General features: G+C 71.8%; 27 protein-coding genes and 1 tRNA gene. 20 read left to right on the top strand and 8 right to left on the bottom strand.

Annotation, left to right across the window (positions count from 1 at the left end):
- Positions 1 to 7: 7 nt before the first annotated feature.
- From MRBLMI12_RS16960 to MRBLMI12_RS16935, 6 genes are read left to right on the top strand one after another with little or no spacing between them, the layout of a single operon-like run.
- Positions 8 to 1,612, top strand: coding sequence for a carboxyl transferase domain-containing protein (locus MRBLMI12_RS16960; protein WP_363357461.1), 1,605 nt, complete (start codon positions 8 to 10; stop codon positions 1,610 to 1,612).
- Between the two features lie 5 nt (positions 1,613 to 1,617).
- Positions 1,618 to 3,738: a biotin carboxylase N-terminal domain-containing protein gene (locus MRBLMI12_RS16955; protein ID WP_414686225.1), complete on the top strand. Its 2,121-nt coding sequence runs from the start codon at positions 1,618 to 1,620 to the stop codon at positions 3,736 to 3,738.
- A gap of 14 nt (positions 3,739 to 3,752) precedes the next feature.
- Entirely contained in the window at positions 3,753 to 4,904 is a 1,152-nt protein-coding gene (locus tag MRBLMI12_RS16950) for an acyl-CoA dehydrogenase family protein (protein WP_363357460.1), read from the top strand.
- A gap of 7 nt (positions 4,905 to 4,911) precedes the next feature.
- Positions 4,912 to 5,445, top strand: a complete 534-nt coding sequence (locus MRBLMI12_RS16945; RefSeq protein WP_414686224.1) for a MaoC family dehydratase — start codon at positions 4,912 to 4,914, stop codon at positions 5,443 to 5,445.
- A complete protein-coding gene (locus MRBLMI12_RS16940; RefSeq protein WP_363357458.1) occupies positions 5,442 to 6,251 on the top strand; it encodes an HpcH/HpaI aldolase/citrate lyase family protein in 810 nt (269 codons plus the stop codon). Before MRBLMI12_RS16945 ends, MRBLMI12_RS16940 begins: the two co-directional genes overlap by 4 nt.
- Entirely contained in the window at positions 6,248 to 6,445 is a 198-nt protein-coding gene (locus MRBLMI12_RS16935; RefSeq protein WP_363357457.1) for a hypothetical protein, read from the top strand. The genes MRBLMI12_RS16940 and MRBLMI12_RS16935 overlap by 4 nt, the downstream gene beginning before the upstream one ends.
- Here MRBLMI12_RS16935 and MRBLMI12_RS16930 read toward each other — a convergent pair.
- From MRBLMI12_RS16930 to MRBLMI12_RS16920, 3 genes are read right to left on the bottom strand one after another with little or no spacing between them, the layout of a single operon-like run.
- Complete coding sequence (locus MRBLMI12_RS16930; RefSeq protein WP_363357456.1) at positions 6,427 to 6,807, bottom strand: iron chaperone; 381 nt, start codon at positions 6,805 to 6,807, stop codon at positions 6,427 to 6,429. The two genes, MRBLMI12_RS16935 and MRBLMI12_RS16930, sit on opposite strands and share 19 nt — an antisense overlap.
- Before the next feature lie 10 nt (positions 6,808 to 6,817).
- Positions 6,818 to 7,441 carry a histidine phosphatase family protein gene (locus tag MRBLMI12_RS16925; RefSeq protein ID WP_363357455.1) on the bottom strand — a complete coding sequence of 208 codons (624 nt, stop codon included), beginning with the start codon at positions 7,439 to 7,441 and terminating at the stop codon, positions 6,818 to 6,820.
- 38 nt (positions 7,442 to 7,479) lie between these two features.
- Positions 7,480 to 8,334, bottom strand: a complete 855-nt coding sequence (locus tag MRBLMI12_RS16920; protein ID WP_404908388.1) for a Sir2 family NAD-dependent protein deacetylase — start codon at positions 8,332 to 8,334, stop codon at positions 7,480 to 7,482.
- An 81-nt stretch (positions 8,335 to 8,415) separates the two neighbouring features.
- Here MRBLMI12_RS16920 and MRBLMI12_RS16915 point away from each other — a divergent pair, with 81 nt between their 5' ends.
- Together MRBLMI12_RS16915 and MRBLMI12_RS16910 are read left to right on the top strand one after the other, a co-directional pair.
- The gene (locus tag MRBLMI12_RS16915; protein ID WP_363357454.1) at positions 8,416 to 9,189 is read left to right on the top strand and encodes a class I SAM-dependent methyltransferase; all 774 of its coding nucleotides are present in this window, start codon (positions 8,416 to 8,418) and stop codon (positions 9,187 to 9,189) included.
- Positions 9,190 to 9,218: 29 nt separating this feature from the next.
- Entirely contained in the window at positions 9,219 to 10,022 is an 804-nt protein-coding gene (locus MRBLMI12_RS16910) for a TrmH family RNA methyltransferase (RefSeq protein ID WP_363357453.1), read from the top strand.
- Between the two features lie 41 nt (positions 10,023 to 10,063).
- On the opposite strand, the gene MRBLMI12_RS16905 is transcribed toward MRBLMI12_RS16910, so the two are convergent.
- Positions 10,064 to 10,753: an SDR family oxidoreductase gene (locus tag MRBLMI12_RS16905; RefSeq protein WP_363357452.1), complete on the bottom strand. Its 690-nt coding sequence runs from the start codon at positions 10,751 to 10,753 to the stop codon at positions 10,064 to 10,066.
- Between the two features lies 1 nt (position 10,754).
- Positions 10,755 to 11,645: an SGNH/GDSL hydrolase family protein gene (locus tag MRBLMI12_RS16900; RefSeq protein ID WP_349427628.1), complete on the bottom strand. Its 891-nt coding sequence runs from the start codon at positions 11,643 to 11,645 to the stop codon at positions 10,755 to 10,757.
- A gap of 167 nt (positions 11,646 to 11,812) precedes the next feature.
- Here MRBLMI12_RS16900 and MRBLMI12_RS16895 point away from each other — a divergent pair, with 167 nt between their 5' ends.
- From MRBLMI12_RS16895 to MRBLMI12_RS16885, 3 genes are all read left to right on the top strand, one after another.
- The gene (locus tag MRBLMI12_RS16895; RefSeq protein ID WP_363357646.1) at positions 11,813 to 13,663 is read left to right on the top strand and encodes a DEAD/DEAH box helicase; all 1,851 of its coding nucleotides are present in this window, start codon (positions 11,813 to 11,815) and stop codon (positions 13,661 to 13,663) included.
- 179 nt (positions 13,664 to 13,842) lie between these two features.
- Positions 13,843 to 14,931: a VIT1/CCC1 transporter family protein gene (locus tag MRBLMI12_RS16890; RefSeq protein WP_363357451.1), complete on the top strand. Its 1,089-nt coding sequence runs from the start codon at positions 13,843 to 13,845 to the stop codon at positions 14,929 to 14,931.
- A gap of 81 nt (positions 14,932 to 15,012) precedes the next feature.
- Positions 15,013 to 15,097 (top strand) — tRNA-Leu (locus tag MRBLMI12_RS16885).
- 59 nt (positions 15,098 to 15,156) lie between these two features.
- Here MRBLMI12_RS16885 and MRBLMI12_RS16880 read toward each other — a convergent pair.
- Both MRBLMI12_RS16880 and MRBLMI12_RS16875 read right to left on the bottom strand, forming a co-directional pair.
- Positions 15,157 to 15,759, bottom strand: coding sequence for a response regulator transcription factor (locus MRBLMI12_RS16880; RefSeq protein WP_363357450.1), 603 nt, complete (start codon positions 15,757 to 15,759; stop codon positions 15,157 to 15,159).
- On the bottom strand, positions 15,756 to 16,967 hold the full coding sequence (locus MRBLMI12_RS16875) for a sensor histidine kinase (protein ID WP_363357449.1): 1,212 nt from the start codon (positions 16,965 to 16,967) through the stop codon (positions 15,756 to 15,758). The genes MRBLMI12_RS16880 and MRBLMI12_RS16875 overlap by 4 nt, the downstream gene beginning before the upstream one ends.
- A 178-nt stretch (positions 16,968 to 17,145) precedes the next feature.
- On the opposite strand from MRBLMI12_RS16875, the gene MRBLMI12_RS16870 reads away from it, so the two are divergent.
- The 3 genes from MRBLMI12_RS16870 (at position 17,146) to MRBLMI12_RS16860 (ending at position 19,957) form a co-directional block, all read left to right on the top strand.
- On the top strand, positions 17,146 to 17,688 hold the full coding sequence (locus tag MRBLMI12_RS16870) for a small multidrug efflux protein (RefSeq protein WP_363357448.1): 543 nt from the start codon (positions 17,146 to 17,148) through the stop codon (positions 17,686 to 17,688).
- Positions 17,689 to 17,775: 87 nt separating this feature from the next.
- Entirely contained in the window at positions 17,776 to 19,077 is a 1,302-nt protein-coding gene (locus MRBLMI12_RS16865) for a M20/M25/M40 family metallo-hydrolase (protein WP_363357447.1), read from the top strand.
- A gap of 58 nt (positions 19,078 to 19,135) precedes the next feature.
- Positions 19,136 to 19,957, top strand: a complete 822-nt coding sequence (locus MRBLMI12_RS16860) for an undecaprenyl-diphosphate phosphatase (protein WP_308867361.1) — start codon at positions 19,136 to 19,138, stop codon at positions 19,955 to 19,957.
- Positions 19,958 to 20,097: 140 nt separating this feature from the next.
- Here the strand turns inward: MRBLMI12_RS16860 and MRBLMI12_RS16855 are convergent, their stop codons facing one another.
- Positions 20,098 to 20,973 (bottom strand): PAC2 family protein, encoded by an 876-nt coding sequence (locus MRBLMI12_RS16855; RefSeq protein ID WP_349427622.1) that lies wholly within the window; start codon positions 20,971 to 20,973, stop codon positions 20,098 to 20,100.
- A 91-nt stretch (positions 20,974 to 21,064) separates the two neighbouring features.
- Between MRBLMI12_RS16855 and MRBLMI12_RS16850 the strand changes: the two genes are divergently transcribed.
- The 6 genes from MRBLMI12_RS16850 (at position 21,065) to tatA (ending at position 26,102) form a co-directional block, all read left to right on the top strand.
- Entirely contained in the window at positions 21,065 to 21,772 is a 708-nt protein-coding gene (locus MRBLMI12_RS16850; protein WP_363357446.1) for an HAD family hydrolase, read from the top strand.
- Positions 21,769 to 22,794: a tRNA (adenine-N1)-methyltransferase gene (locus MRBLMI12_RS16845; RefSeq protein ID WP_363357445.1), complete on the top strand. Its 1,026-nt coding sequence runs from the start codon at positions 21,769 to 21,771 to the stop codon at positions 22,792 to 22,794. Before MRBLMI12_RS16850 ends, MRBLMI12_RS16845 begins: the two co-directional genes overlap by 4 nt.
- Positions 22,795 to 22,803: 9 nt before the next feature.
- Positions 22,804 to 23,769: an FKBP-type peptidyl-prolyl cis-trans isomerase gene (locus tag MRBLMI12_RS16840; protein WP_363357444.1), complete on the top strand. Its 966-nt coding sequence runs from the start codon at positions 22,804 to 22,806 to the stop codon at positions 23,767 to 23,769.
- Positions 23,770 to 23,813: 44 nt separating this feature from the next.
- Positions 23,814 to 24,830 carry a helix-turn-helix transcriptional regulator gene (locus MRBLMI12_RS16835; RefSeq protein WP_363357443.1) on the top strand — a complete coding sequence of 339 codons (1,017 nt, stop codon included), beginning with the start codon at positions 23,814 to 23,816 and terminating at the stop codon, positions 24,828 to 24,830.
- Complete coding sequence (locus MRBLMI12_RS16830; protein WP_363357442.1) at positions 24,827 to 25,789, top strand: helix-turn-helix transcriptional regulator; 963 nt, start codon at positions 24,827 to 24,829, stop codon at positions 25,787 to 25,789. Before MRBLMI12_RS16835 ends, MRBLMI12_RS16830 begins: the two co-directional genes overlap by 4 nt.
- Before the next feature lie 67 nt (positions 25,790 to 25,856).
- Positions 25,857 to 26,102: a Sec-independent protein translocase subunit TatA gene (tatA, locus tag MRBLMI12_RS16825; protein WP_349427616.1), complete on the top strand. Its 246-nt coding sequence runs from the start codon at positions 25,857 to 25,859 to the stop codon at positions 26,100 to 26,102.
- Positions 26,103 to 26,128: the final 26 nt, after the last annotated feature.

Raw genomic sequence — 26,128 nt, 5'->3', positions numbered from 1 at the left:
GGCGCAGATGGGCGTGCTGAGCACCGCCGCGGTGCACGACGAGACCTTCGTGCGCATCCACGAGGCGCAGCAGGGGCTGGCTCGAGAGGTGCGCGACCGGCTGGCGGCGGCATCCCTCGGCGGGCCCGCCGCCTCACGGGAGCGCCATGTCGCACGCGGCAAGCTGCTGCCCCGTGACCGCGTCGCGCGGCTGCTCGACGAGGGGAGCCCCTTCCTCGAGATCGCACCGCTCGCCGCCGACGGGCTGTACGGCGGGGATGCCCCGGCCGCCGGTGTCATCGCCGGCATCGGCCTCGTCCACGGCCGTCAGGTGATGGTGGTCTGCAACGACGCGACCGTCAAGGGCGGCACGTACTACCCGCTGACGGTGAAGAAGCACCTCCGTGCCCAGGAGATCGCGTTCGAGAACCGCCTGCCGTGCGTCTATCTCGTCGACTCGGGCGGCGCGTTCCTGCCCATGCAGGACGAGGTGTTCCCCGACCGCGACCACTTCGGGCGCATCTTCTTCAACCAGGCCCGCCTCTCGGCCGCCGGCATCCCGCAGATCGCCGCGGTCCTCGGCTCCTGCACCGCCGGCGGCGCGTACGTGCCTGCCATGAGCGACGAGACCGTCATCGTGCGCAACCAGGGCACGATCTTCCTCGGCGGCCCGCCGCTGGTGAAGGCCGCGATCGGCGAGGTCGTCACGGCCGAGGAGCTCGGCGGGGGAGAGCTGCACGCCCGACGCTCGGGCGTCGTCGATCACCTCGCCGAGGACGACGAGCACGCCCTCGAGATCGTCCGCGACATCGTCGCCACCCTGCCGCTTCCCGCAGCGCCCGCATGGGATGTCGTGCCGAGCGTGCCGCCGGCGGTCGACCCGTCCGACCTGTACGGGGTCGTCCCCGTCGACGTCAACCAGCCGTACGACGTGCGGGAGGTCATCGCCCGCCTCGTCGACGGCAGCGAGTTCCATGAGTTCAAGCGCGAGTACGGCGACACGCTCGTGACCGGTTTCGCCCGCATCCACGGCCACCCCGTCGGCGTCGTCGCGAACAACGGCGTGCTGTTCAGCGATTCCGCGCAGAAGGGCGCGCACTTCATCGAGCTGTGCGACCAGCGCGGCACGCCGCTGCTGTTCCTGCAGAACATCTCCGGCTTCATGGTGGGACGGGATGCCGAGGCAGGCGGCATCGCGAAGGACGGCGCCAAGATGGTCACCGCCGTCGCCACCACGCGCGTCCCCAAGCTCACCGTCGTGATCGGCGGCTCGTTCGGCGCCGGCAACTACTCGATGTGCGGCCGTGCGTACTCGCCGCGGTTCCTGTGGACCTGGCCCGCGAGCCGCATCTCGGTGATGGGCGGGAATCAGGCCGCGTCGGTGCTCTCGACAGTCAAGCGCGACCAGCTGGAGGCACGAGGCCAGGAGTGGTCGCAGACGGACCAGGCGGCGTTCGAGGCGCCGATCCGCGCTCAGTACGAGGAGCAGGGGAGCCCCTACTACGCCACCGCCCGGCTCTGGGACGACGGCGTGGTCGACCCACTCGACACCCGCGACCTGCTCGGACTCGCGCTGGACGTCGTCTCGCGCACGCCCCTGCCCGAACCACGCTTCGGCGTCTTCCGGATGTGATCCCCGTGACCTCTTCTCCCACCTCGGTCCGTGAGGCCCGGCCCGCGATCGTCGATCCCGTCGACGGCCCCCCGTTCGGGACCGTCCTCGTCGCCAACCGCGGCGAGATCGCACGCCGGGTGATCCGCACGCTGCGGCGGCTCGGCATCCGCTCGGTCGCCGTCTACAGCGACGCCGACGCCGACGCGCCGCACGTGCGGGAGGCCGACGTCGCGGTGCGCATCGGACCGGCGGCCGCGTCCGCGTCGTACCTCGACATCCAGGCGGTGATCGGCGCCGCGCGCGAGACCGGCGCCGAGGCCGTCCATCCGGGCTACGGGTTCCTGTCCGAGAACGCCGGCTTCGCGCGCGCGTGCGCCGACGCCGGGATCGTGTTCATCGGCCCGGGGGAGCGTGCCCTCGACGTGATGGGCGACAAGATCCGCGCGAAGGAGCACGTGACGGCGCACGACGTCCCGACCGTCCCCGGCTTCAGCGCCGTCGGGATGACGGACGCCGAGATCGCCGGGACGGCGGCCGAGGCGGGCTATCCGCTGCTGGTCAAGCCCTCGGCCGGTGGGGGCGGCAAGGGCATGCAGGTGGTGCGCGGGGCGTCCGAGCTGCCGCAGGCGCTGGCGACGGCCCGGCGCGTGGCCGCCGCGGCGTTCGGCGACGACACGCTGCTGCTGGAGCGTCTCATCGAGCGCCCGCGTCACATCGAGGTGCAGGTGCTGGCCGACGTGCACGGCAGCGTCATCCATCTCGGCGAGCGTGAGTGCACACTGCAGCGCCGGCACCAGAAGGTCATCGAGGAAGCCCCCTCGCCGGTGGTGGATGCCGCCACCCGCGCGCGCCTCGGAGCCGCGGCGTGCGCGGCCGCCGCGAGCGTGGACTACCGCGGCGCCGGCACCGTCGAGTTCCTCGTTGCCGGCGATCGCCCCGACGAGTTCTTCTTCATCGAGATGAACACGCGACTGCAGGTCGAGCACCCGGTGACCGAGCTCGTGACCGGCGTCGACCTCGTCGAGCAGCAGCTCCTGGTCGCGGCGGGCCGTCCGCTCGCGGTCGCGCAGGACGACATCCGCCTCGACGGCCACGCGATCGAGGCCCGCGTGTACGCCGAGAGCCCCGAGCGCGGCTTCCTGCCGGCGACCGGCGACGTGCTGGTGTGGCGCGAGCCTGCCGGGGTGCGGACGGACGCCGCGGTCGAGTCGGGCAGCGTCGTCTCGTCCGACTACGACCCGATGATCGCGAAGGTGATCGCCCACGCCGGCGATCGCGCCCAGGCGATCGAGCGGCTCGGCGCCGCGCTCGCCGAGACCGTGCTGCTCGGCGTCGACAGCAACCTCGGCTTCCTGCGGGCGCTGCTGGCCGATCCGGGCGTCCGCGCCGGCGATATGGACACCGGACTGATCGACCGGATGCCGCCGTACACCGCCGCGGAGCCGGGGGAGGCGGCGCTCGCCGCCGCAGCCGTGGCCGGAGAGCTCGCGCGCGTGCGCGGCGCCGAGCCGGTCCGAGCGGCGGCGGGCCCGCTGTGGCTCGCCGGCACCGGCTGGCGCGCGGGGAGCGCACCGGTCGGCCGCACGGTCGCGGTCGAGGAGGAGAACGGCGCCATCGTCGTCGTGGCCGCTCCCGACCTCGCGCCGGCCTCGTTCTCCGCCATGGACCCACGACGGGCCCCGGAGCCGTCGGCCTCCGGCCGCGCCGGCTTCGTTCCGCACGGCGGATCGCACGCCACTGCGAAGGCGCCCGCCCCGGGGGTGACAGTGGCCACGGATGCCGCAGGGTGGATCTGGGTCCACGCCGGCGCCGAGACACATCGGCTGCGCGCCCTCACCCGCCGGCAGGCGATGGAGAAGCGCCTCGCCGCCCGCGAGCGCGATGCCGCCGCCACCGATCCGGAACTGCGCTCCCCGATGCCGGGCGCGGTCGTCGCGCTCCACGTGTCCGACGGCGCGGACGTCGCCGCCGGCGACCGGATCGTGACCATCGAGGCCATGAAGATGGAGCACCCCGTCGTCGCGCCCCACGCGGGCGTCGTGCGACTCGACGTCACCACCGGCGACCAGGTGCGCCGCGACCAGGTGCTCGCGCACGTCACCGCCGCAGAACCCGCCCACGAGGCATCCGACACCCCCTCCTGAAACCCGAGGCAGCCATGGACCACTTCAACCTCACCGACGACGAGCGAGAGCTCGCCCGCATGGTGCGCGACTTCGCCGACGAGGTCGTCGCCCCGCAGGCCTACGAGGCCGACCGCACGAAGACCCTGCCGATGGACGTCGTCGCCCAGATGGGCGAGCTGGGCCTGTTCGGGCTGCCGTTCCCCGAGGAGTACGGCGGGCAGGGCGGCGACTACTTCGCGCTCTGCCTCGCGATCGAGGCGCTCGGCCGCGTCGATCAGTCCATCGCCATCACGCTCGAGGCCGGCGTCAGTCTCGGTGCGATGCCGGTGTTCCGCTTCGGCACCGAGGAGCAGAAGCACGCGCTGCTGCCCGATCTGCTCGCGGGCAAGGCGCTCGCCGGTTTCGGGCTCACCGAGCCGGAAGCAGGCTCCGATGCCGGCGCGACGCGTACCACGGCCAGGCTCGAGGGCGGCGAGTGGGTGATCAACGGGTCGAAGCAGTTCATCACCAACTCGGGCACGCCCATCACCCGGTTCGTGACCGTCACGGCGGTGACCGGGGAGCAGGACGGCCGCAAGCAGATCTCGACGATCATCGTGCCGTCCGGCACCCCCGGGTTCACGGTCGAGCCCGGCTACGACAAAGTCGGCTGGCACGCCTCCGACACGCATCCGCTGACGTTCCAGGACGCGCGCGTACCCGAGGCGAACCTGCTCGGCGAGCGCGGTCGCGGGTTCGCCAACTTCCTCCACATCCTCGACGAGGGCCGCATCGCCATCGCGGCGCTGTCGACCGGTGCGGCGGAGGGATGCCTGGAGGCCGCCGTCGACTACGCCAAGAAGCGCACGGTGTTCGGCGATGCGCTCGCGACGAGGCAGGGCATCCAGTTCCTGCTCGCCCGCATGCAGCTTCGCGTGCACAACGCGCGCCTCGCGTGGCACCACGCCGCGCGGCTGCGCGACGCGGGAAAGCCGTTCAAGACCGAGGCGGCGATCGCCAAGCTCACCGCGAGCGATGCGGCGATGGACAACGCGCGCGACGCGACGCAGGTGTTCGGCGGCAACGGGTTCATGAACGAGTACCCGGTCGCACGCCACTACCGCGACTCGAAGATCCTCGAGATCGGCGAGGGCACGAACGAGGTGCAGCTGCTCGTCATCGCCCGGGCACTGGGCGTGGCGTGAGGGTAGCGTGACAGACGTGACGCCCGACGCTGCCGACAACCCCGCCGCCGGCGGCTCCGCCGAGATCGTGCAGCGGGGGCTCTGGTACGACGAGCTCGAGGTGGGTGCGACGTACCTGCATCGCCCCGGTCGCACGGCCACCGAGGCGGACAACGTGCTGTTCTCCTCGCTCACGATGAACACGCAGGCGCTGCACCTGGATGCCGCGTTCTCCGAGTCGCAGCCGTTCGGTCAGCGCCTCATGAACTCGATGTGGACGCTGGCGACGATGGTCGGGGCATCCGTCTCGCAGATCACGCAGGGCACGCTCGTCGCCCAGCTCGGCCTCACCGACATCTCGTTCCCGGCGCCCCTGTTCCACGGCGACACGCTGTACACCGAGACCGAGGTCCTCGACAAGCGGCTCTCAGCCTCGCGGCCCGGGCAGGGCATCGTGACGCTTCGTCACACCGGACGCAACCAGCGCGGCGACGTCGTCGCGGTGGCCACGCGGACCGCCCTGATGTGGTGCGCGCCGCAGACCCCCGAGAGGACCCTATGAGCTTCGACCTCGGCCCCGCGCTGCTGTTCTGCCCCGCAGACCGGCCAGAGCGGTACGCGAAGGCGTTCGACCGTGCGGATGCCGTCATCCTCGACCTGGAGGACGCGGTGGCGCCCGCCGACAAGACGGCGGCCCGGGGCCACCTCATCGAGTCCGAGCTGGACCCGGCCCGCGTCATCGTGCGCGTCAATCCGCCCGAGACCGACGCGTTCGCCGCCGATCTCGCCACCCTCTCGCAGACCGACTACCGGCGCATCATGGTCGCCAAGTCCGAGTCGCCCAAGCGCATCAAGCGCATCGACGCCCGGTTCGAGGTCATCGCGCTGTGCGAGACCGCGAAGGGAGTCGCCCAGGCCGACCGGATCGCGGCGCTCGACAACGTGGTCGCGCTGATGTGGGGCGCCGAGGACCTGGTCGCCAGCCTCGCCGGCACATCCAGCCGCAAGCCGAACGGCCGCTATCGCGACATCGCACGCTACGCCCGCTCGCACGTGCTGCTCGCGGCGGGCGCACGCGGCAAGGCGGCGATCGACGCGGTGCACCTCGACATCGACGACGCGAAGCGCCTGGGCATCGAGGCGGCGGATGCCGCGGCATCCGGATTCCGCGCGACGGCGTGCATCCACCCGAGCCAGGTGGCCCTGATCCGGGCTGCCTATCAGCCGGACGAGAAGACGGTGGCGTGGGCGCGCGCCGTGCTCGCCGCCGCCGAGCACGAGCGCGGGGTGTTCTCGTACCAGGGGCGCATGGTCGACGAGCCGGTGCTGCGGCACGCACGCGGCGTGCTCGCGCGCGCGGACGGATGAGCGCGGAGTCGGAGCTCACCCCGCGGATCGGCACGGTCGCGCGGCGCGAGCTGGCGGTCCACGGTGTCACCCGGTACGACGAGCTCACGATGCGCTCACGGGCGGAGCTGCTCGCGATCCACGGCGTCGGCCCCAAGGCGGTCCGCATCCTCGGCGAGGAACTCGCCGCGCGGGGTCAGTCGTTCGCCGGCTGACGCACGCGCTCGTCGGCGATCGCGCGCGCGACGCGGCCGATGAGCTCGTCGGGCATGGGCTTCGCATGGGGGAAGACCACCGAGTCCTTCTCGGCCCGGTACGGCGCGATCTCGGCCTCGAGCGGCGCGGGCAGCGGGGGCACGGGGTAGAGACCGATGTGCTTCTTCCAGCCGGCGAAGTGCAGCGCGTACCGGCCGCCGAGCATGACGGCGGCGATGCCGTAGCGCATCTTCTCCTCGGGTGCGGTGCCCGACGCCGCCGTGACGGCATCGACGATCTCTGCGCGCACCCTGATCAGGCGGGCGGACACCTCGGGCGGGAAGCCGGCGATGTATTCGTCGACGGTGGCGGCGGCGGCCATGGCGCCGAGCCTAGGCGACGAGTCCCGCGTACGTCACGAGCCGCAGGTGATCGCGCTCGTAGACGAAGTCGTGCGTCGACCCGTTGGCGAGGCGCTCGCCCGCGGGCGGCAGCTCGCCGGCCGTGGCGTGGCGGATCAGCTCCCGGATCAGCGCGCCGTGACTCACGACGATGAGGTTCGCGGCCGCAGGCGCGGTCGCGCGGCGGTGATCGCGGACCACGCGGCCGAGAGCCGCGATGCCCCGCCGGCGCAGCTTCGGCCACGGCTCGGCTCCGGGAATCTCGGCGCTGTGCCAGTCGCCCCAGCGGGCGCGGAACTCTTCCACGTCGATGCCCTCCGCCTCTCCGTACGAGCGCTCGCGCAGTCCGCGATACGTCCGCGGTGCGGCGAGGCCCAGTTCGGCGGCGATGATCTCGGCCGTCTCGCGGGCACGGGCGAGATCGCTCGAGACGATCGTCGCCGGCACGACCCCCGCCCGTCGATCAACACCGCCGAGGCGCTCGCGCAGCACGGCCGCGGTGGCGCGGGCCTGCGAGCGGCCCGTGTCGTTGAGGGGGATGTCGGTCGCACCCTGGATCCGCCGATCGCGGTTCCAGTCGGTCTCGCCGTGGCGGATCAGGGTGAGAGCGGTCATGCGACGACCCTACCCGGGCCGCCTGGACGCGAGATGCGTCAGGCGAGGGACGGGAGGCCGTCGGCCAGTGCCCGGAGGACCTCACTCGTGCCGGCGTCGATCTTGACCGACGCGCGGGCGTCGGCGCGGGTGACGCCGCGGTTCACGATCACGACCGGCAGGCGCCGGCGGCGCGCACGCTCGAGGAGTCGGATGCCGGAGTTCACGACGAGCGAGGAACCGGCGATGAGGAGGGCTCCGCTCGTGTGCACCAGCTGCTCGGCTTCCCGGAACTTCTCTGCCGGGATGAACTCTCCGAAGAAGACGACGTCGGGCTTCAGCATCCCGCCGCACACGCTGCAGGCCGGGATGCGGAATCCTTCGGTGCTCTCGGGGAGTACGTCGCCGTCGGGCCCCAGCGCGACGTTCTCGGGGACGCGGATCCACGGATTGTCGTCTTCGACGCGGCGGGCGAGGTCGCGGCGGTCGAACACCTGCCCGCAGTGCGTGCAGAAGATGCGGCGCATCGTGCCGTGCAGCTCCACCACGCGCCGGCTGCCGGCCCGGACGTGAAGGCCGTCGACGTTCTGCGTGACGACACCGGTGGCGAGCCCGCGCGCCTCGAGGTCGGCGATCGCCCGATGACCGGGGTTGGGCTCGGCCGCCGCGAACGCCTTCCAGCCGAGGTGGCTGCCCACCCAGTACCGCCGCCGAGAGGTGTCGCTGGAGAGGAACTGCTCGACCGTCATGGGCGTCCGCACCGGTGCGCCCGCGCCGCGATAGTCGGGGATGCCGGAATCCGTGGAGACGCCGGCGCCGGTCAGCACCGCGATGCGGCGGCCCGAGAGCGTGGCGATCGCCTCAGCCACGGCGTCCGTCGTCCGGGCGTCCAGTCCGGGCGAAATCGTCGTCACGGCGCACCCCCTTCGCGTCGAGTGTAGGCCTCTCGGTTTTCCGGGATGTTACGGCGGCCCCCCGCGTGCCAGGATGAGCGCGTGGGCAGCTTCGGCGGTGTCAGCGCGGAGGCGTACGCGCGGTTCATGGGCCGCTTCTCTGCGCCGCTGGCCGTGCCGTTCGCCACGGTGGGGCTCGAAGGCGTGCACCCCGGGACACGTGTGCTGGACGTCGGCTGCGGACCGGGCATGCTCACGCTCGAGCTCGCGCGACGCCGGGGAGCGGCGGCAGTGAGCGCGGTGGATCCCGAACCGGTGTTCGCAGCGGCGACCGCCGAGGCCTGCCCCGGCGCGGATGTGCGCGTGGCCGCCGCCGAGGACCTCCCGTTCGGCGACGGGGAGTTCGGGGCAGCGCTCGCGCAGCTCGTCGTGCACTTCATGACCGATCCGGTGCGGGGCGTCGGTCAGATGGCGCGCGTGACCGCCCTCGGCGGACGTGTCTCGGCGTGCGTGTGGGATCACGCCGGGGGCGGTGGGCCCCTCTCGGACTTCTGGCGCATCGCGCGCCGTCTCGACGCCGGTGTACGCGGCGAGGCTTCCCTCAGCGGTGCCGCCGAAGGACAGCTGGTCGAGATCTTCGAGCGCGCGGGCCTCGGGGACGTGACGCAGACGGTCGTCGAGAGCACCGTGGCGCTGCGCGGCTTCGACGACTGGTGGCAGCCGTTCCTCCTCGGCGTCGGGCCGGCGGGGCGCTACGTCGCGACACTCGATGCGGCCGGCGTGGCCCGGCTGGAGCGCGCCCTGCGCGAGGAGCTCGGCGACGGGCCCTTCGCGGTGACGGCTCGGGCCTGGACGGCGGTCGGCACGCGCGTCTGAGCCGTCGGCGCGTGCGACGATGGGACCCGATGCACGCGATCCACATCACCGACGCCGCGGACGAACGACTCGCGGACTACCGCGATCTCACCGATGTCGCGCTCCGGCGCGTGCTCGAGCCCGAAGGCGGCCTGTACATCGCCGAGTCCGCCAAGGTCATCGCGCGCGCGCTCCGGGCGGGGCATCGCCCGCGATCGGTGCTCGTGCAGGAGAAGTGGCTCGGCGATATCGAGCAGGTGCTCGCCGACACAGCGGTGCCGGTCTACGTCGTCGCTCCGGAGATCGCCGAAGCCCTCACCGGCTACGCCGTGCACCGGGGCGCCCTCGCGTCGATGCATCGGCCGGAGCTGCCGACCGTCGCCGAGGTGGTCGCCGGCGCACGGCTCGTCGTCGTGCTCGAGGACATCGTCGACCACACAAATGTCGGCGCCATCTTCCGCGCGGCCGCCGGGCTCGGTGCCGATGCGGTGCTCGTCAGCCCGCGCTGCGCCGACCCGCTGTACCGGCGCAGTGTGCGGGTGAGCATGGGGACGGTGTTCCAGGTGCCGTGGACGAGGCTGCCCGAGTGGAGAGAAGCGGGTGCCGTGCTGCACGAGTCCGGGTTCACGCTCGCAGCCCTCGCGCTCGCCCACGACGCCGTCGCGCTCGACGAGTTCAGCGCTCGGCGGCCCGAGCGGGTCGCGCTGATGCTGGGCGCTGAGGGGGACGGCCTCTCCCGTAGCGCGCTCCAGGTCGCCGACACGGTCGTCACGATCCCGATGACCGCGGGCGTGGACTCGCTCAACGTGGCTGCGGCGAGCGCGGTCGCGCTGTGGGAGCTGCGGACGCGCTGACCTGCGTCGCGCCGAGGTCACGCCGGCGGGGCGGCGTCCGCTCAGGCGCCCGGGCGGATCGTCAGCTCGGTGAGGTCCGCATCCCGTGGCAGATCCAGCGCTGCGAGGATCGCAGAGACGACCGAGGCCGGCTCGATCCACTGGGAGGCGTCGTAATCCGCGCCCTCCTGCTGGTGCACCTTCTCCTGCATGGGCGTCGCCGTGCGTCCCGGGTACACCGTCGTCACGCGCACGCCGTGGGCGCGCTCCTCCTCACGGAGCGCATCGGCGATGGCGCGGACCGCGAACTTGCTCGCGGCGTACGAGCCCCATTCGGGACTCACCCGCAGCCCGGCGCCCGAGTTCACGAACACCACGCGCCCGCGCGCGGCGCGCAGGGCGGGAAGCATCAGCCGCGTCAGCTCGGCGGGCGAGACGGCGTTCACGTTCAGCTGATGCTGCCAGGTCGCGACGGGCGTCTCGCCGACGGCGCCGAGCTCGACGACGCCGGCCACGTGGATCAGCGAGTCGAGCTGCGGCGGCACGCTCTGGTGACTGAACGCCCACGACAGGCGTGCCGGGTCGGAGAGGTCGCCCACGAGAGTCTGCGCGTCGGGAAAGCGTTCGCGCAGCTGTACCGCGCGACCGGCATCGCGCACGAGCAGCCAGAGGTCGTCACCGCGCTCGGCGAGCCGCTCGGCGAGCGCCGCGCCGATCCCGGATCCTGCTCCGGTGACGAGATGCGTCGCCACCTCAGACCTCCTCGGGGCGGTCCGCGAGGTCCGCGTCGCCCGTGGGCGCCGATCGGGAACCCTGCTGCCCGGGCGCCAGCGTGATGACCGGCAGCGGGTCGGGGCGCTTGGCCGTCACATGATCGCCCGACGACTGGTGACGCACGCGCCGCAGCACCCACGGCACCAAGTACTCCCGCGCCCACACCAGGTCGACCGCGCGCGCCTCGCGCCACGTGCGGAGGGGGAGCGGGTCGGGCTGCATCGGCTGCAGGTCGTTCGGGACGTTCAGCGCCCGCAGCACCATGCGCGCCACCTCGTGATGGCCGAGGGTGTTGTAGTGCAGACGGTCGTCATCGAAGAAGCGCATGTCCTGCACCTCTTTCAGCGCCCACTGGTCCGCCACGATGCAGTCGTACCGGTCGGCTATCGCACGGATGTTCTCGTTGTAGATGGCGACCTTGCCCCGGATACCGCGGAAGACCGGCGTGAACGCGGTGTCGATGCCCGTGAAGACGACCACCGTGGCGTGGTCGCGCGAGAGCCGCACGACGGCGTCCTCGAAGAGCTGCGCGACCCGGTCGGGGTCGCCGTTCGGGCGGATGACGTCGTTGCCGCCCGCCGAGAACGTCACGAGGTCGGGCTTGAGGGCGATGGCCGGCTCCACCTGTTCGTGGACGATCTGGGAGATGAGGCGCCCGCGGACGGCGAGATTGGCGTACGCGAAGTCGTCCACCTGCTCCGACAGCACCTCGGCGACCCGGTCCGCCCACCCCCGGACGCCGTTCGGCGCCGCCGGCTCGCGATCGCCCACCCCCTCGGTGAACGAGTCGCCCAGGGCGACATAGCGCCGCCAGGGGTGCGTCTCGGCGTTCTCGGCGTAGGGGGCGCGGGGATCTTCTGTCGTGGGCATCCGTCTTCCGTTCCTCGGCTCGTGACCGAGAGTCAGGCTACCCCCGGTCGCCGACCCTCGATGTCGTGCCGGTCGTCTATCGTGGTGACTCGTTGTCTACGGGGGAGGTGCATTCGGTGACGGACGAAACGACGATCGAAGCGCAGGTCGCGTCCCCCTCGACCCCGATCGCCGATCCGCACAGCGCCGAGCCGCACATCGGCAGCTTCGCAGCCGAGCACCTGTCGCCGACCTACCCGCAGCGCGCACCGTGGGGCACCGCCCAGCGCCTGCGCGCTTGGCAGGCCGAGGCGCTCGACCTGTACTTCGGGATGGACGGCCCCGACGGACCCGGCGGCGGTCCGCGCGACTTCCTCGCGGCGGCGACGCCGGGCGCCGGCAAGACGACGTTCGCCCTGCGCCTGGCGAGCGAGCTCCTGCGGCGCCGCATCGTCAACCGCGTCGTCGTGGTCGCGCCGACCGAGCACCTCAAGACCCAGTGGGCGGATGCCGCGGCCCGCGTCGGCATCCGCCTCGACCCCGCCTTCAGCAACCGTCACGTCGCCCCGGCACGCCAGTACCACGGCGTCGCCGTGACGTACGCGCAGGTCGCGGTGAAGGCATCCGTCCATCAGCGTCTGACGATGGACGCGCGCACGCTGGTGATCCTCGACGAGGTGCACCATGGCGGCGACGCGCTGAGCTGGGGCGACGCGCTGCGCGAGGCCTACGCACGCGCGACCCGGCGTCTGCTCCTCAGCGGAACACCGTTCCGCAGCGACACCGCGCCGATCCCGTTCGTCGAGTACCACCCTGATCCCAAGGGCATCCGGGTCTCGCGCAGCGACTACGCGTACGGCTACCGCCGCGCGCTCGAGGACGGCGTGGTCCGCCCGGTGATCTTCCTCGTGTACGCGGGCCACATGCGGTGGCGCACCAAGACCGGCGACGAGATGGAGGCGCATCTCGGGCAGGACAACACCAAGGACATCACCTCGCAGGCCTGGCGCACCGCGCTCGACCCGGAGGGCGACTGGATTCCCGCGGTACTCCGATCGGCCGACCGGCGCCTCACCGAGGTGCGCGAGCACGTGCCGGATGCCGGCGGACTGGTGATCGCGACGGACCAGACCGCCGCGCGCGCGTACGCCGCGATCCTGCGCGAGATCAGCGGCGAGGCTCCGACGGTGGTGCTGTCGGACGAGGCCGAGGCGTCGAGCCGCATCGAGGAGTTCTCCGCCTCGACGAGCCGGTGGATGGTCGCTGTGCGGATGGTGTCGGAAGGCGTGGACGTGCCCCGCCTCGCCGTCGGCGTCTACGCCACGAGCGCGTCGACTCCGCTCTTCTTCGCCCAGGCGATAGGCCGCTTCGTGCGCGCCCGCCGCCGTGGCGAGACCGCGAGCGTGTTCCTTCCCAACGTGCCGCAGCTGCTCGGCCTCGCCAACGAGATGGAGCGGCATCGCGATCACGCGCTCGACCGCGACAGTGACGGCGAGGACGAATGGAACGCCGAAGAAGACCTGATGGACGCGGCCGAGCGCGAAGACAAGGCGTCGGACGCGCTCACCGAGGAGTTCACGTACCAGGCGCTCGGCTCGCTCGCACACTTCGACCGGGTGCTGTTCGACGGCAAGGAGTTCGGTCAGCTCGCCGTTCCCGGCACGCCCGAGGAGGAGGAGTTCCTGGGCATCCCCGGCCTGCTCGAACCCGAACACGTGCACGAGCTGCTCATGCAGCGGCAGTCCCGCCAGACCCGCCACCGCCACGCCCGTGAAGCGCATGATCGCCAGGCTGAGCAGGCGGGGTCGGAAGGCGCTCCGGAGCAGCCCGCTCTGCCTCAGGCCCTGCACCGCACACTCAAGGAGCAGCGGCAGCTGCTCAACAGCCTCGTCGGCCTCTATGCCCGCCAGACCGGCGAGGCGCACGGGCTGGTGCACGCCGAGCTGCGGCGCATCTGCGGCGGCCCCGCGGTGTCGCACGCCACTGTCGCGCAGCTGCAGTCGCGGATCGACGTGCTGCGCAAGCGCGTCCGCTCCTGACGCGGGCGCCCGCCCGCACCACCAGCCCCACCCCGGGTGGACCCGCGCCGAGCGCGCGTGCACGGGCCGATCACGCAGCCGTTCGGAGCCCCGAAATGCTGGCAATCCTCGATTTCGGCGCGGACGCCCTCGGCACGATGGCTAGCGTTGACGGGTCCCGCACCCCGACTGGAGGCTCCGTGAGCACGCCCGCCGCACCCACCGATCGCGATCGGCGCCGCTGGGCGACGTATCTCGTCAACGAGCGCGCCGAGGCACGCGTGTACCGCGAGCTCGCCGGTCGGCGCAGCGGCGAGGAGCGCGAGATCCTCCTCGCGCTCGCCGAGGCGGAGGGCCGCCACGAGGCGCACTGGCTCGGGCTGCTGGGGGCGGAGCCCGCCCGGCTGCCGCGACCCGACGTGCGCACGCGACTGCTCGGCTGGATGGCGAAGAGCTTCGGGTCGATCTTCGTGCTGGCCCTCGCGCAGAACGCCGAGGCGCGCTCGCCGTACGACGACGAGCCGTTCGCGACCGCCACGATGGCGGCGGACGAGAAGGTGCACCACGAGGTCGTGCGCGGCCTCGCCGCGCGCGGCCGCCGCCGTCTGTCGGGGACCTTCCGGGCGGCGGTCTTCGGCGCGAACGACGGCCTGGTGTCGAACCTCGCCCTCGTGATGGGCATCGGAGCGACCGGCGTATCGAGCCAGTTCGTGCTCTTCAGCGGCATCGCCGGCCTCCTCGCGGGCGCGTTGTCGATGGGCGCGGGCGAGTTCGTCTCGGTGCGGTCGCAGCGCGAGCTCCTGGCCGCCACCGAACCGAGCGACTTCGCCGACAGCGGGATCCCGCATCTCGACATCGACGCCAACGAGCTGGCGCTCGTGTACCGGACGCGCGGGATGCCGGAGGCCGAAGCATCCGCTCGCGCGAGGCGCGTCGTGGAGGCGGCGCGGTCCGCCGGGCAGGGCAGCGCCGACACCGGGCCGATCGTCGTCGCCGATCACGGCGAGGTCGTCGGCAGCGCGTGGGCCGCGGCGCTGTCGAGCTTCCTCTTCTTCGCGTCCGGCGCGATCATCCCGGTGCTGCCCTGGATCTTCGGGCTCTCGGGCCTCGCCGCCGTCGTGCTCGCGCTGGTGCTCGTCGGAATCGCCCTCATGTCGACCGGCGCCGCGGTGGGCCTGCTGTCGGGCGCTCCGCCGCTCCGCCGGGCGCTGCGGCAGCTGGCCATCGGATTCGGCGCCGCCGCCGTCACGTACCTCCTCGGGCTGCTCTTCGGCGTCTCGATGGGGTGACGCGCCCGGGTGCCGAGCGATTCGTTGAACCTCGGGTGACGTGGTAATGTCATTCCTCGGTTGCGAAACCGGAAACCACTTGCGCGGGTGGCGGAATAGGTAGACGCGCTAGCTTGAGGTGCTAGTGCCCGTATAGGGCGTGGGGGTTCAAGTCCCCCCTCGCGCACAGAAAGTCGAAGGCCCCCGAAAGGGGGCCTTCGTCGTTGCGGAGGCGCGCCGGCCGGTTCAGATCCAGCCGCGCTCCTCGGCGAGCAGGACGGCCTGCTGGCGCGTGCTCACGGCGAGCTTGCTCAACACCGCCGACACGTGGTTGCGCACGGTTCCGGGCGCGAGCGAGAGCGTGCGAGCGATCTGCCCGGTGGTCTCTCCGCGCCGTCCGGCGCGCAGAACGTCGAGTTCGCGGTCGGTCAGCGGGCAGCGTTCGTCGCTCAGCGCGTCGGCGGCGACCTCGGGGTCGACGTAGCGTCCGCCGGCCGCGACTCGTCGGATGACCTCCGCCACCTCGTCGGCCCCGCGAGACTTGGGGAGGAACCCCGACACGCCCGACGCAAGTGCTCGCCGCAGTACGCCGGGGCGCGCGTGCCGCGTCACCACGATGCAGCGCGTGGCGACGCTGCGCGTCACCCGTGCGGCGACCTCGACGCCGTCCAGGCCCGGCATCTCGAGATCGAGCAGGCAGACGTCGGGGGAGAGGCGCAGTGCTGCGCTCACCGCTTCGTCTCCGTCGGCGCACTCCGCGACGACCTCGATGTCGGGCTCGAGGCGCAGGAGGGCGGCCAGAGCGGAGCGGATCATCGCCTCGTCGTCCGCGAGAAGCACCCGGATCACCGGGACTCCTCCGGCGACACAGGGACGCGTACGGCGACGGCGAACTCCTGCGGGCGGCGCCGTACCTCGACGGACCCGCCGCCGTCCTCGACCCGACGGCCGATCCCCTCCAGCCCCGCGCCGTCGGCGCTGGGCGAGGCATCCGCGGCATCGTTCTCGATCTCGTAGCGCCAGGCGTCCGCGTCGCGCGTCAGCGAGAGGCGCGCCCACCGGCCGCCACCGTGGCGCAGCGCGTTGGTGGTGGTCTCACGGATGACGGGACCGAGAACGGATGCCGGAGCCCGGTCCGCGTCGGCATGCACCGTCACCTGCACCGACGTGCCCGCCGCGCGCAGCAGATCTGCGGCGTTCTCGATCTCGACCGTCAAGGGCACGGAGCGGAAGCGCAGAGCGAGGTCTCGCGTGCCCTGGCGCGCCTCGTCGACGCTCTGCCGCGCGGCCCGCAGCTGGGTGAGGGCCGCGTCGGGATCGTTCGGCATGAGGCGTTCGGCGAGTTCCAGCTGGAGTGCGATCACCTGCAGGTGGTGACCCTGTAGGTCGTGGACGTCGGTGGCGACGCGCAGCCGCTCCTGCGTCGCTGCGAGGCGGGACTCGGAGGCGCGGGCGCGGTCGACTGTCATGAGAACGTCCCACCACCACAGCGACAGCACCGTCATGCCGGGGAGAGTGACGGAGAAGAACCCGAGCAGCCACCAGGTCGAGCTCGCGTCGGGAGGCATGGTCGCACGGCTGTCGACGAACCACAGGGCGGCGAGGAGCGCCGTCGCGGCGATCACGGCGCGCCCCCGGACTCCAGCCGGCCAGTTGAGGAGCACCAGGGCCTGGATGAGCGGAAGGACGCCCATCAGCCACAGCCCCGACACCAGACCCGCGAGCAGACCGAAGCACGCGGCGACCAGCAGCGGCGCGAGCGCCCTCGGCCACCGCGCGAGCGGACTCTGCTCGGTCCGCTGCCGGTAGTCGTGCAGCAGCAGGAACGTCGAGAGCCACCACACGAGCCCGCTGAGGCCGACCGTCGCCACCGTGGCGGCATCTCGGCCCGCCTCGACGAGCGCGCCGGTCCAGACGACCACGATCATGAACTCCAGGAACACGACCGCCGAAACGGTGTACCACCAGGTAGCGGTGATCCCGCGCGACAGGCGCAGCCGTCCGTGTCGTTGCGCCGCCGTCTCGGTGTCCGCCGCCGGCACGGGGGAGGTGCTCATGGGTCCCACCCTAGGTCCATGACACATGTCATGGCCGGGGCGTGCGAACCGTCCGGAAAGCGGTGACAGCCCGGCACTTCCGGCATCCGCGGTGCGCCGATGGACTGGTCTTGCGACGGAGGAACCCCGGGCACCGTCGCCATCAGGATCGGCCCGCATCGACCATCAGGAGCACATCATGAGTCTCGTCGACACCTTCCAGGACCTCGTCGCCCAGGTGCCCGACCTCGTCCAGCCGCTCATCGTCGCCGCAGCGGGCGCCGTCCCGTTCATCGAGGGCGAGGGCGCGGCCGTGATCGGAATCATCGGCGGCATCCATCCTGCGATCGCCGCCGCGGCCGGCATCGTCGGCAATTTCGTGTGCGTCACCGTGCTCGTGCTGCTGACGGCGCGGACACGCTCGGCGGTCGTCACACGCACCCGCACGCGCCGGCTCGTCGCGGCCGGTGGAGGCGATATCGCCGACGTCTCGTCGCCTCCCGTCGGCGATGAGCGCGGTTCGGCGCGCAAGGCCAAGTTCCAGCGGGCGCTCGAGCGCTACGGCGTTCCCGGCGTCAGCCTGCTCGGACCGCTGCTGCTGCCCACGCAGTTCACGGCGACGATGCTCGCCGGTGCGGGCGTGAATACCGCACGCATCCTCTTCTGGCAGGGCCTGGCGATCGTCGCGTGGACGACCCTGCTGACGTTCGTCGTGGGTGGCGCGATGTATGTCGTGCACTGAGCGGCGACGCGCGAGGTGGTTTCGGGGCGGCGCGACAGGCGACCGCCCCGAAGCGCGTCGGTCACACGGTCGGGTAGGTTTGTCCGCATGCCCTCACCCGATCTCGGCCTCCCCGAAGTCGCTTCGGTGGCACGGGATCTGATCCGCTTCGACACGACGAACCACGGTGGCGGGCGCGCCGCGGGGGAGCGCGAGGCCGCGGAGTACGTCGGCGCGTACCTGTCGGACCTCGGACTGGCACCGGAGTACTACGAGCCGATCCCGCGCCGCACCAACGTCATGGCGCGCGTGCCGGGGCGCAATCGCGACAAGCCGGCGCTCGTGCTGCACGGCCACCTCGACGTCGTCCCGGCCATCGCCGAGGACTGGAGCGTCGACCCGTTCGAGGGCGTCGTCCGCGACGGGATGCTGTGGGGCCGCGGTGCGGTGGACATGAAGGACATGGATGCCATGATCCTGACCTCGGTCGCCGACATCCTCCGCTCCGGCGGGCAGCCGGAGCGGGACCTCGTGCTGGCGTTCTTCGCCGACGAGGAGAACGGCGGCGTCGAGGGGTCCGCGCTCGTCGTCGAGGACCGCCCAGGCTGGTTCGAGGGTGCGACGGAGGCGATCAGCGAGGTGGGCGGCTACTCCATCCCGCTCGGTGATCGTCACGCGTACCTCCTCCAGGTGGGGGAGAAGGCCCTGGTGTGGATCCGGCTCGTCGCCCGCGGCCGCGCGGCCCACGGCTCCAGCTTCCACTCCGACAACGCGGTGACACGCCTCGCCGAGGCCGTCGCGGCCCTCGGCCGCACCGCGTGGCCGGTGACGCTCACCGACACCACCCGCGAGATGACCGCGCGACTGGCGGAGCTCACGGGCCAGGCCGCCGGTGACCCCGACGCTGTCGCGGCTGCTGCGGGTGCGGCATCCGGATTCCTCCGCTCGACGCTGCGCACCACGACGAATCCGACCGGACTGATCGCCGGCTACAAGCACAATGTGATCCCCGACCGCGCCGAGGCGCTGGTCGACGTCCGCGTGCTGCCCGGCACCGAGCAGGCCGCCCTCGCCGACATCCGCCGCATCGTCGGCGACGGCGTGGACGTCGAGGTGGTCCACCAGGACATCGGTCTCGAGGTCCCGTTCTCGGGAGACCTCGTCGACGCGATGGTGGCGGCGCTGGGCCGCCACGACCCCGGCGCGCCGGTCGTGCCGTACCTCATGGGCGGCGGCACCGATAACAAGGCACTGGCCGCGCTCGGCATCTCGGGCTACGGCTTCGCCCCGCTCCGTCTCCCGGCCGATCTCGACTTCACCGGCATGTTCCACGGCGTCGACGAGCGCGTCCCGATCGACGCGCTGGTCTTCGGCCAAGCTGTGCTCACCGACCTGCTCCGCACCTACTGAAGTCCCCGTCGGGCGCCGCGACTGCGCGGCATCCGTCAGGCCCGTCTGAAAGGCGCCCATGCTTCTCGAAGCGATCATCCTCGGCTTCGTCCAGGGACTGACCGAATTCCTGCCGATCTCCTCGAGCGCCCACCTGCGCATCCTCGGCGAGTTCCTGCCGTCGGCGCAGGATCCCGGCGCCGCGTTCACCGCGATCACGCAGATCGGCACGGAGGCTGCGGTCGTGGTGTTCTTCTGGCGCGACATCGTGAGGATCATCGGACACTGGTTCCGCGCCCTGTTCGGCCGGATCCCGCGCAACGACCCCGACGCGAAGCTCGGCTGGCTCATCATCATCGGCAGCATCCCGATCGTCGTGCTCGGCCTTCTCTTCCAGGACCAGATCGAGACCGTGCTGCGGTCGCTGTGGATCACCGCCGGCATGCTGATCTTCTTCGGCGTGCTGCTCGGCATCGCCGATCACGTCGGAGCCAAGAAGCGCAAGCTCCAGGACATCACGATCGGCCACGGCGTGATCTACGGCTTCGCCCAGTCGCTCGCGCTCATCCCCGGCGTGTCGCGGTCGGGCGGCACCATCACGGCCGGTCTCTTCATGGGATACGAGCGCGCGGCCGCCGCCCGCTACGCGTTCCTGCTCGCGATCCCCGCCGTGTTCGGCAGCGGCTTCTTCCAGCTCTTCAAGAGCCTCGACGAGCCGGGCGTGTTCACGCTCGGCGAGACCGCCGTGGCGACGGGCGTCGCGTTCATCGTGGCGCTGGGAGTGATCGCGTTCTTCATGAGCTGGATCTCCAAGCACAGCTTCCTGCCGTTCGTGGTGTACCGCGTCGCGCTGGGCTCGCTGCTCCTCGTACTGCTCAGCATGGGCGTCATCAACCCCTGACCTTCAGTCCGTCGTCGAGCGAGCTTGCGAGACGAAACGTCGCCGATCCGCGCTGATCGTGAGTCCGTGGCGTTTCGTCTCGCTCGTTCCTCGCTCGCTCAACGACCCGGCCTCAGCGACCGCGCGGCGGACGATGCCGCTCAGCGGCGCGGGTCGTCGCGGCCGGGCTTGCTGGGGCCGTCGCCCGGCTTTCCGTCGGTGCGGCGCAGATAGCGCTCGAACTCCTGTGCGATCGCATCGCCCGACGCCTCGGGGGAGTCCCACGTGTCGCGCGTGCGCTCGAGCTGGTGGATGTACTCGGTCATCTCCTCGTCGTCGGCCGCGGCCGCGTCGATGGAGGCCTCCCAGGCCGCCGCCTCGGTGGCGAGATCGCCGCGGGGGACGGGAGCGCCGGTGAGGTCTTCCAGCTTGTCGAGGAGTGCGAGCGTCGCCTTGGGCGACGGCGTGTGCCCGGCGACGTAATGCGGGACGCTCGCCCACAGGCTGGCCGTCGGGATGCCGGCGCGCTCCGCGGCGTCGCCGAGGACGCTGAGGATGCCGACGGGCCCCTCGTACGAGCTGCGCTCCAGCTCGAGGGCACCGCGCAGGTTCTCGTTGTCGCTGCCCGCGAAGACGGAGATCGGGCGCGTGTGCGGCACGTCCGACATCATGGAGCCGATCGCGACGAAGCCCGTGATGTCCTCCCGCAGCGCCATGTCGATGAACTCGGACGAGAAGGCCTGCCACGCGCGGGCCGGCTCGACTCCCGTGAGCAGCCACAGCTGCGTGCCGCGGGTCGTGCGTGCCGGGCGCAGCAGCGAGGCCTCCGGCCAGCGCAGCGTGCGTCGTCCGTCGCCGTCCGCGGCGATGTGCGGGCGCGTGTACTGGTAGTCGAAGTAGAGCTCGGGATCCACCGAGAAGACGGTCTCGTACGATCCGCCCTCGCGCAGCTGCGTGATGGCGGATGACGCGGCTTCGCCAGCGTCGTTCCATCCATCGAATGCGGCGACGAGAACACGACGACCCAGTCCGTCCACGGGACCCCCTCCGCCCGCATCGTCCGCGGGCTCCATCCAGGATATGCCCCCCTCTCCACGGAGGGCCGGAGCCCTCTCGTAGGATTGCACGGTGAATGAGCCCCGCCTCTCGGCCGTCCTGTGGGATATGGACGGCACCCTCGTCGACACCGAGCCCTACTGGATGGCGGCGGAGACGCCGCTCATCGAGAGCTTCGGCGGGACGTGGTCGCACGAGCAGGCGCTCGGCCTGGTGGGCCTCGGGCTCGAGGATTCCGCGCGCATCCTGCAGGGGACCGGGGTGCGCATGAGCACCGACGCCATCATCGATCACCTCACCGACGACGTCATGCGCCAGCTGAACGTCACCGGCGTGCCTTTCCGTCCCGGGGCGCGCGAGCTGCTCGCGAACCTTCGCGATGCCGGCATCAAGACGGGCCTGGTGACGATGTCGATGCGGCGCATGGCGCAGACGGTCGTCGACCTCATCGACTTCGAGGCGTTCGACGTCGTGATCGCGGGCGACGACGCGACGCGCCCGAAGCCCTTCCCCGACCCGTACCTGCAGGCGTGCGAGGTCCTGGGCGTCGCTCCCCACGAGACGGTGGCGATCGAGGACTCCCCGAACGGCCTGCGTTCGGCCGTGGCCTCCGGCGCCGCCGTGATCGGCGTGCCGCTCATGGTCTCGCTCACCGGCGCCGGCGCGCACATCCTCTGGGACACGCTCGACGGCCGCACCGCCGACGACGTCATCGCCTTCCACGCGGCGCACCGCGCACGCGTCCACGCCTCCGACCCGGCCGAGGAGATCGCCCGATGACCGACAACCTCGCCGCCGCCGAACGACCGAGCGGTCCCTTCCGCCTCGGTGACCGCGTGCAGCTCACCGGTCCCAAGGGTCGGCTCCACACCATCACGCTGCGCGCGGACGGCGAGCTGCACACGCACCACGGCGTCCTCAAGCACACGCAGCTCATCGGCCAGCCGGACGGGTCCGTCGTCGCCAACAGCGGCGGCCACGAGTACCTCGCGCTGCGGCCGCTGCTGCGGGACTTCGTGATGTCGATGCCGCGCGGCGCCGCCATCGTCTACCCGAAGGATGCCGCCCAGATCCTCGCCGAGGCCGACATCTTCCCGGGCGCCACCGTGGTCGAGGCCGGGGTCGGATCGGGAGCCCTGTCACTGTGGCTCCTGCGGGCGATCGGCGGCCACGGACGCCTGGTGTCGTTCGAGCGCCGTGACGACTTCGCCGCCGTCGCCCGCGCGAACGTCGAGACCTTCATCGGCGAGGTCCCCGCGAACTGGGACGTGGTCGTCGGAGACCTGGCCGAGGAGCTCACCGACACCGTGGCTCCGGCATCCGTCGACCGCGTCGTCCTCGACATGCTGGCGCCGTGGGAATGCATCGACGTCGTCGCCGAGGCCCTCACGCCCGGCGGCGTCGTCGTCTGCTACGTCGCGACCGCGACGCAGCTGAGCCGCGTCGCGGAGTACATCCGCGGCACCGGCCTGTTCACCGAGCCCGACGCGAACGAGACGATGGTGCGCGGCTGGCACGTCGAAGGCCTCGCCGTGCGTCCGGACCACCGCATGGTCGCGCACACGGGCTTCCTGATCTGGGCGCGCCGCCTGGCACCCGGCGCCATCGCACCGGAGGTCAAGCGCCGGGCCTCGAAGTCCAGCTACGGCGACGAGGACGTCGAGCTGTGGACGCCGGGCGCGGTCGGCGACCGGCAGATCACCGACAAGAACCTGCGCAAGCGCGTCCGCGAGGCCGAGCGCGCGGCGGAGGGCGCCCGTCAGGCGTCGGGACGCGCGGGCGAGCCCGACGGCACCGCCTAGACTGTTCCGGTGCGCAAGATCCCCGCTGCCCTCGCCGTCCTGGGACTGGTGACCGTCGGCCTGGCCGGATGCTCGATGCCCGGCTCGTCGTCAGACTGCTCCCGTCCTGCCGTGTCCGACGCCGACGTCATGGACCTCATCGACGTCACGGGCGACACCGAGGACCAGCCCGAGGTCGACGTGTACACGCCGCTGCACGCGCCGCACCTCGCCTTCGAGGACGTCGTCTCGGGCGACGGCACGCCGATCACCGCGCAGAACCAGCTCATGGTGGTCGACGTCGCGCTCTTCAGCGGTACGACCGGTGAGCCGATCGTGGCGACCGCGTATGACGGCGACCTGTCGCGCGTCTCGTCGCCGGATCAGTGGACGACGAACTTCCCCGGCTTCGAAGAGGCCCTGCAGTGCGCCACCGAGGGCTCGCGCGTCGCGGTCGCGATGTCGCCCGACGACATGTCGCCCGACGTCTCGGTCGGCTTCGGCCTGGACGAGGAGGACACCGTCGTGGCGGTCATCGACCTGCGCAAGGTGTATCTCCCCGCCGCCGACGGGCAGAACCAGTTCAACAGCGGCTTCGGCCTGCCCACCGTCGTGCGTGCGCCCGACGGCCAGCCGGGCCTGATCATCCCCGACGGCGCCCCGCCCACCGACCTCGTCGTCCAGACCCTGAAGAAGGGCACCGGAGAGACGGTGACCGGCGACCAGCCGGTGCGCGTCCACTACAGCGGTGTCGTCTGGGGCGAGGACGAGACGTTCGACAGCACATGGGGCGATCAGCCCGCGTCGGTCACGGCCGACGCGGTCGTCCCCGGTTTCGCGAAGGCGCTCGAGGGCCAGACCGTCGGCTCGCAGGTGCTGGTCGTCGTCCCGCCCGACCAGGGCTACGGCGACGACGCCAACGGCGCCGTCCCGCCCGGCTCGACGCTCGTCTACGTCATCGACATCCTCGGCGTCGACGTCCCGCCGGCGGAGTGACCGGGTTCCGCGACCCGGGTTGCGAGCGGCCCTAAGATAGGCGGGTGCCTGCCACTGCCGCCGCGAAGATCCCGCCCGAGGAGCGCCTTGTCAACCTCGTGGTGGCCCTCATCGCGACCGACCAGGGGCTGACGAAGGACACGATCCTGACCTCGGTCGCCGGCTACCGCGAGCAGAGCGAGGCGGGCGCGTCGAAAGACGCGCTCGAGAAGATGTTCGAGCGCGACAAGGAGTCGCTGCGCGGCCTCGGCGTGCCGATCGAGACGATCGGCGACTGGGCCGATCCCGACGACCTGCGCGAGGCGCGCTATCGCGTGCCGAGCGTCGAGTACGAGCTGCCCGAGGACATCGATTTCACCCCGGCCGAACAGGCGCTCCTCACACTCGCCGGAGGCGTGTGGAGCCAGAGCTCGATGTCGGACGATGCCCGCAGCGGTCTGCGGAAGATCCGCGCGCTCGGCGACCTCGTCGACGAGCCCATCATCGGATTCTCGCCGCGCCTCAGCATGCACGATCCCGCCTTCCCGGGGCTGCAGCAGGCGATCGAGTCGAGCCGCGTCGTCACCTTCCCGTACCTCAAGCCGGGGGAGGAGGCTCCTCGCACGCGCCGGGTGCAGCCCCTGGCCCTCATCGAGTACGAGGGCCGCTGGCACGTGTTCGGCATCGATCTCGACGTGCAGGCCGATCGCACGTTCCTCCTCCAGCGGATCGTCGGGCCCGTCACCCTCGCACGCGCCTCGTTCGACCCGGCCTTGCGCGAGGGCGCAGGAGAGCGGGCGCTGGCCGGCCTCGACGAGGTCGCCGCCCGGAACTCGGCCCTCCTCGAGGTCAACCCCGGCACCGAGGCCGCGCTCCGGCTCGCCCGCCGGGCGCAGCCTGCCGAGCAGGGCATCCGCGTGCCGTACGTCGACGCCCACATCTTCGCCGACGAGCTCGCCTCCTACGGACCCGAGGTGCGTGTCGTCGCTCCGGCGGAGCTGCGGGACCGCGTGATCGACCGCCTCGCCGCCACACGCGACCTGCACGAGGCAGCGTCGACCAACGCGAGGAGCCAGTCATGACGGCGCGCAGGCCACTGGTGGCGACGGACCGCGCCGCCCTCATGCTGCAGCTCGTGCCGTACCTCATCGGCAAGGGCGAGGTCTCGCTCGCCGAGGCCGCCGACGAGTTCGACGTCGCGCCCGAGCAGATGCGGTCGATGGTCGAGAAGCTGACGGTCATCGGCCTTCCCGGCGACCGGGGCTATTGGCAGATGTCGAACGACCTGTTCGACATCGACTGGGACCTCCTCGACGAACGCGACCTGATCGTCATCACGAACTCGGTCGGCCTGGAGCGGTCGCCGAAGCTGACGGCCCGCGAAGCCGCCGCGCTGCTCGCGGGTCTGCAGCTGGCGCGTTCCATCCCGGGCGTGGGCGACACCGAGCTCTACTCAGCGCTGCTGGCCAAGCTGGCACGCGGAGCGTCCGCCACGCCGGCAGAGGTGATCCTGGCTCCCGAGCCGGTCGACGCCGTGCGCGACCTCGTCGCCGACGCGCTGCGTCGCGGCGTCGCCGTCTCGTTCACCTACAAGGCGCCCGACGCCGCACCCACGACCCGCACCGTCGATCCGGTCAAGGTGCACATCGCGAGCGGCCAGTGGTATCTGCAGGGCTGGTGCCATCTGCGCGAGGCGATGCGCACCTTCCACCTGGACCGCGTCAGCGACCTCGAGCTCACCGGCATCCCCAGCACGCACGCGGGAGAGCAGGCGCCCGACTGGTTCGACACCGACGCCGGTGACATCGTCGCCCGCATCCGCTTCCCCGAAGAGGTCGCACCACTGCTCGGCGACTACCTCGACCGCGCGACGCTCGAGACCTCCGGCGGCGTCACGATCGCCACCATGCGGGTCGCCGACGAACTGAGCCTGCGCCGTCTCGCGGCACGCCGCGGAGGCGCCGTCGAGGTGCTCGAGCCCGCCGGCGCGCGCCGGGCTGTGGCAGAGTGGGCTGAGGCCGGCTTGGCGCAATACCGCTGAGGGCGGCTCCGAGTCACCGTCACAGGGTTACACTGGAGCCACATCCGCACCGACAAGGAGACTCCGCATGGGCGCATTCGGATGGCCGCATCTTCTGATCATCCTCGCGGTGATCCTGCTCCTCTTCGGGGCTGCAAAGCTGCCGGCTCTCGCCAAGAGCCTCGGTCAGTCCGCCCGGGTGTTCAAGGGTGAGATGAAGGCGATGAAGGAGGACGACTCCTCGGCCAAGTCCAAGGCCGAGAACGTGTCGTCGGATGCTCCGAAGGCCGATACTCCGGCGAGCTCGAGCAGCACCGCAGACCCGTCCTCCTGACCCGGCGTGGTCACCACGGATCCACC

Origin of the sequence: Microbacterium sp. LMI12-1-1.1 (genome assembly GCF_040676455.1) — a bacterium.
Classification (GTDB): Bacteria; Actinomycetota; Actinomycetes; order Actinomycetales; family Microbacteriaceae; genus Microbacterium.
This window is presented reverse-complemented; position numbering and strand designations above follow the sequence as displayed.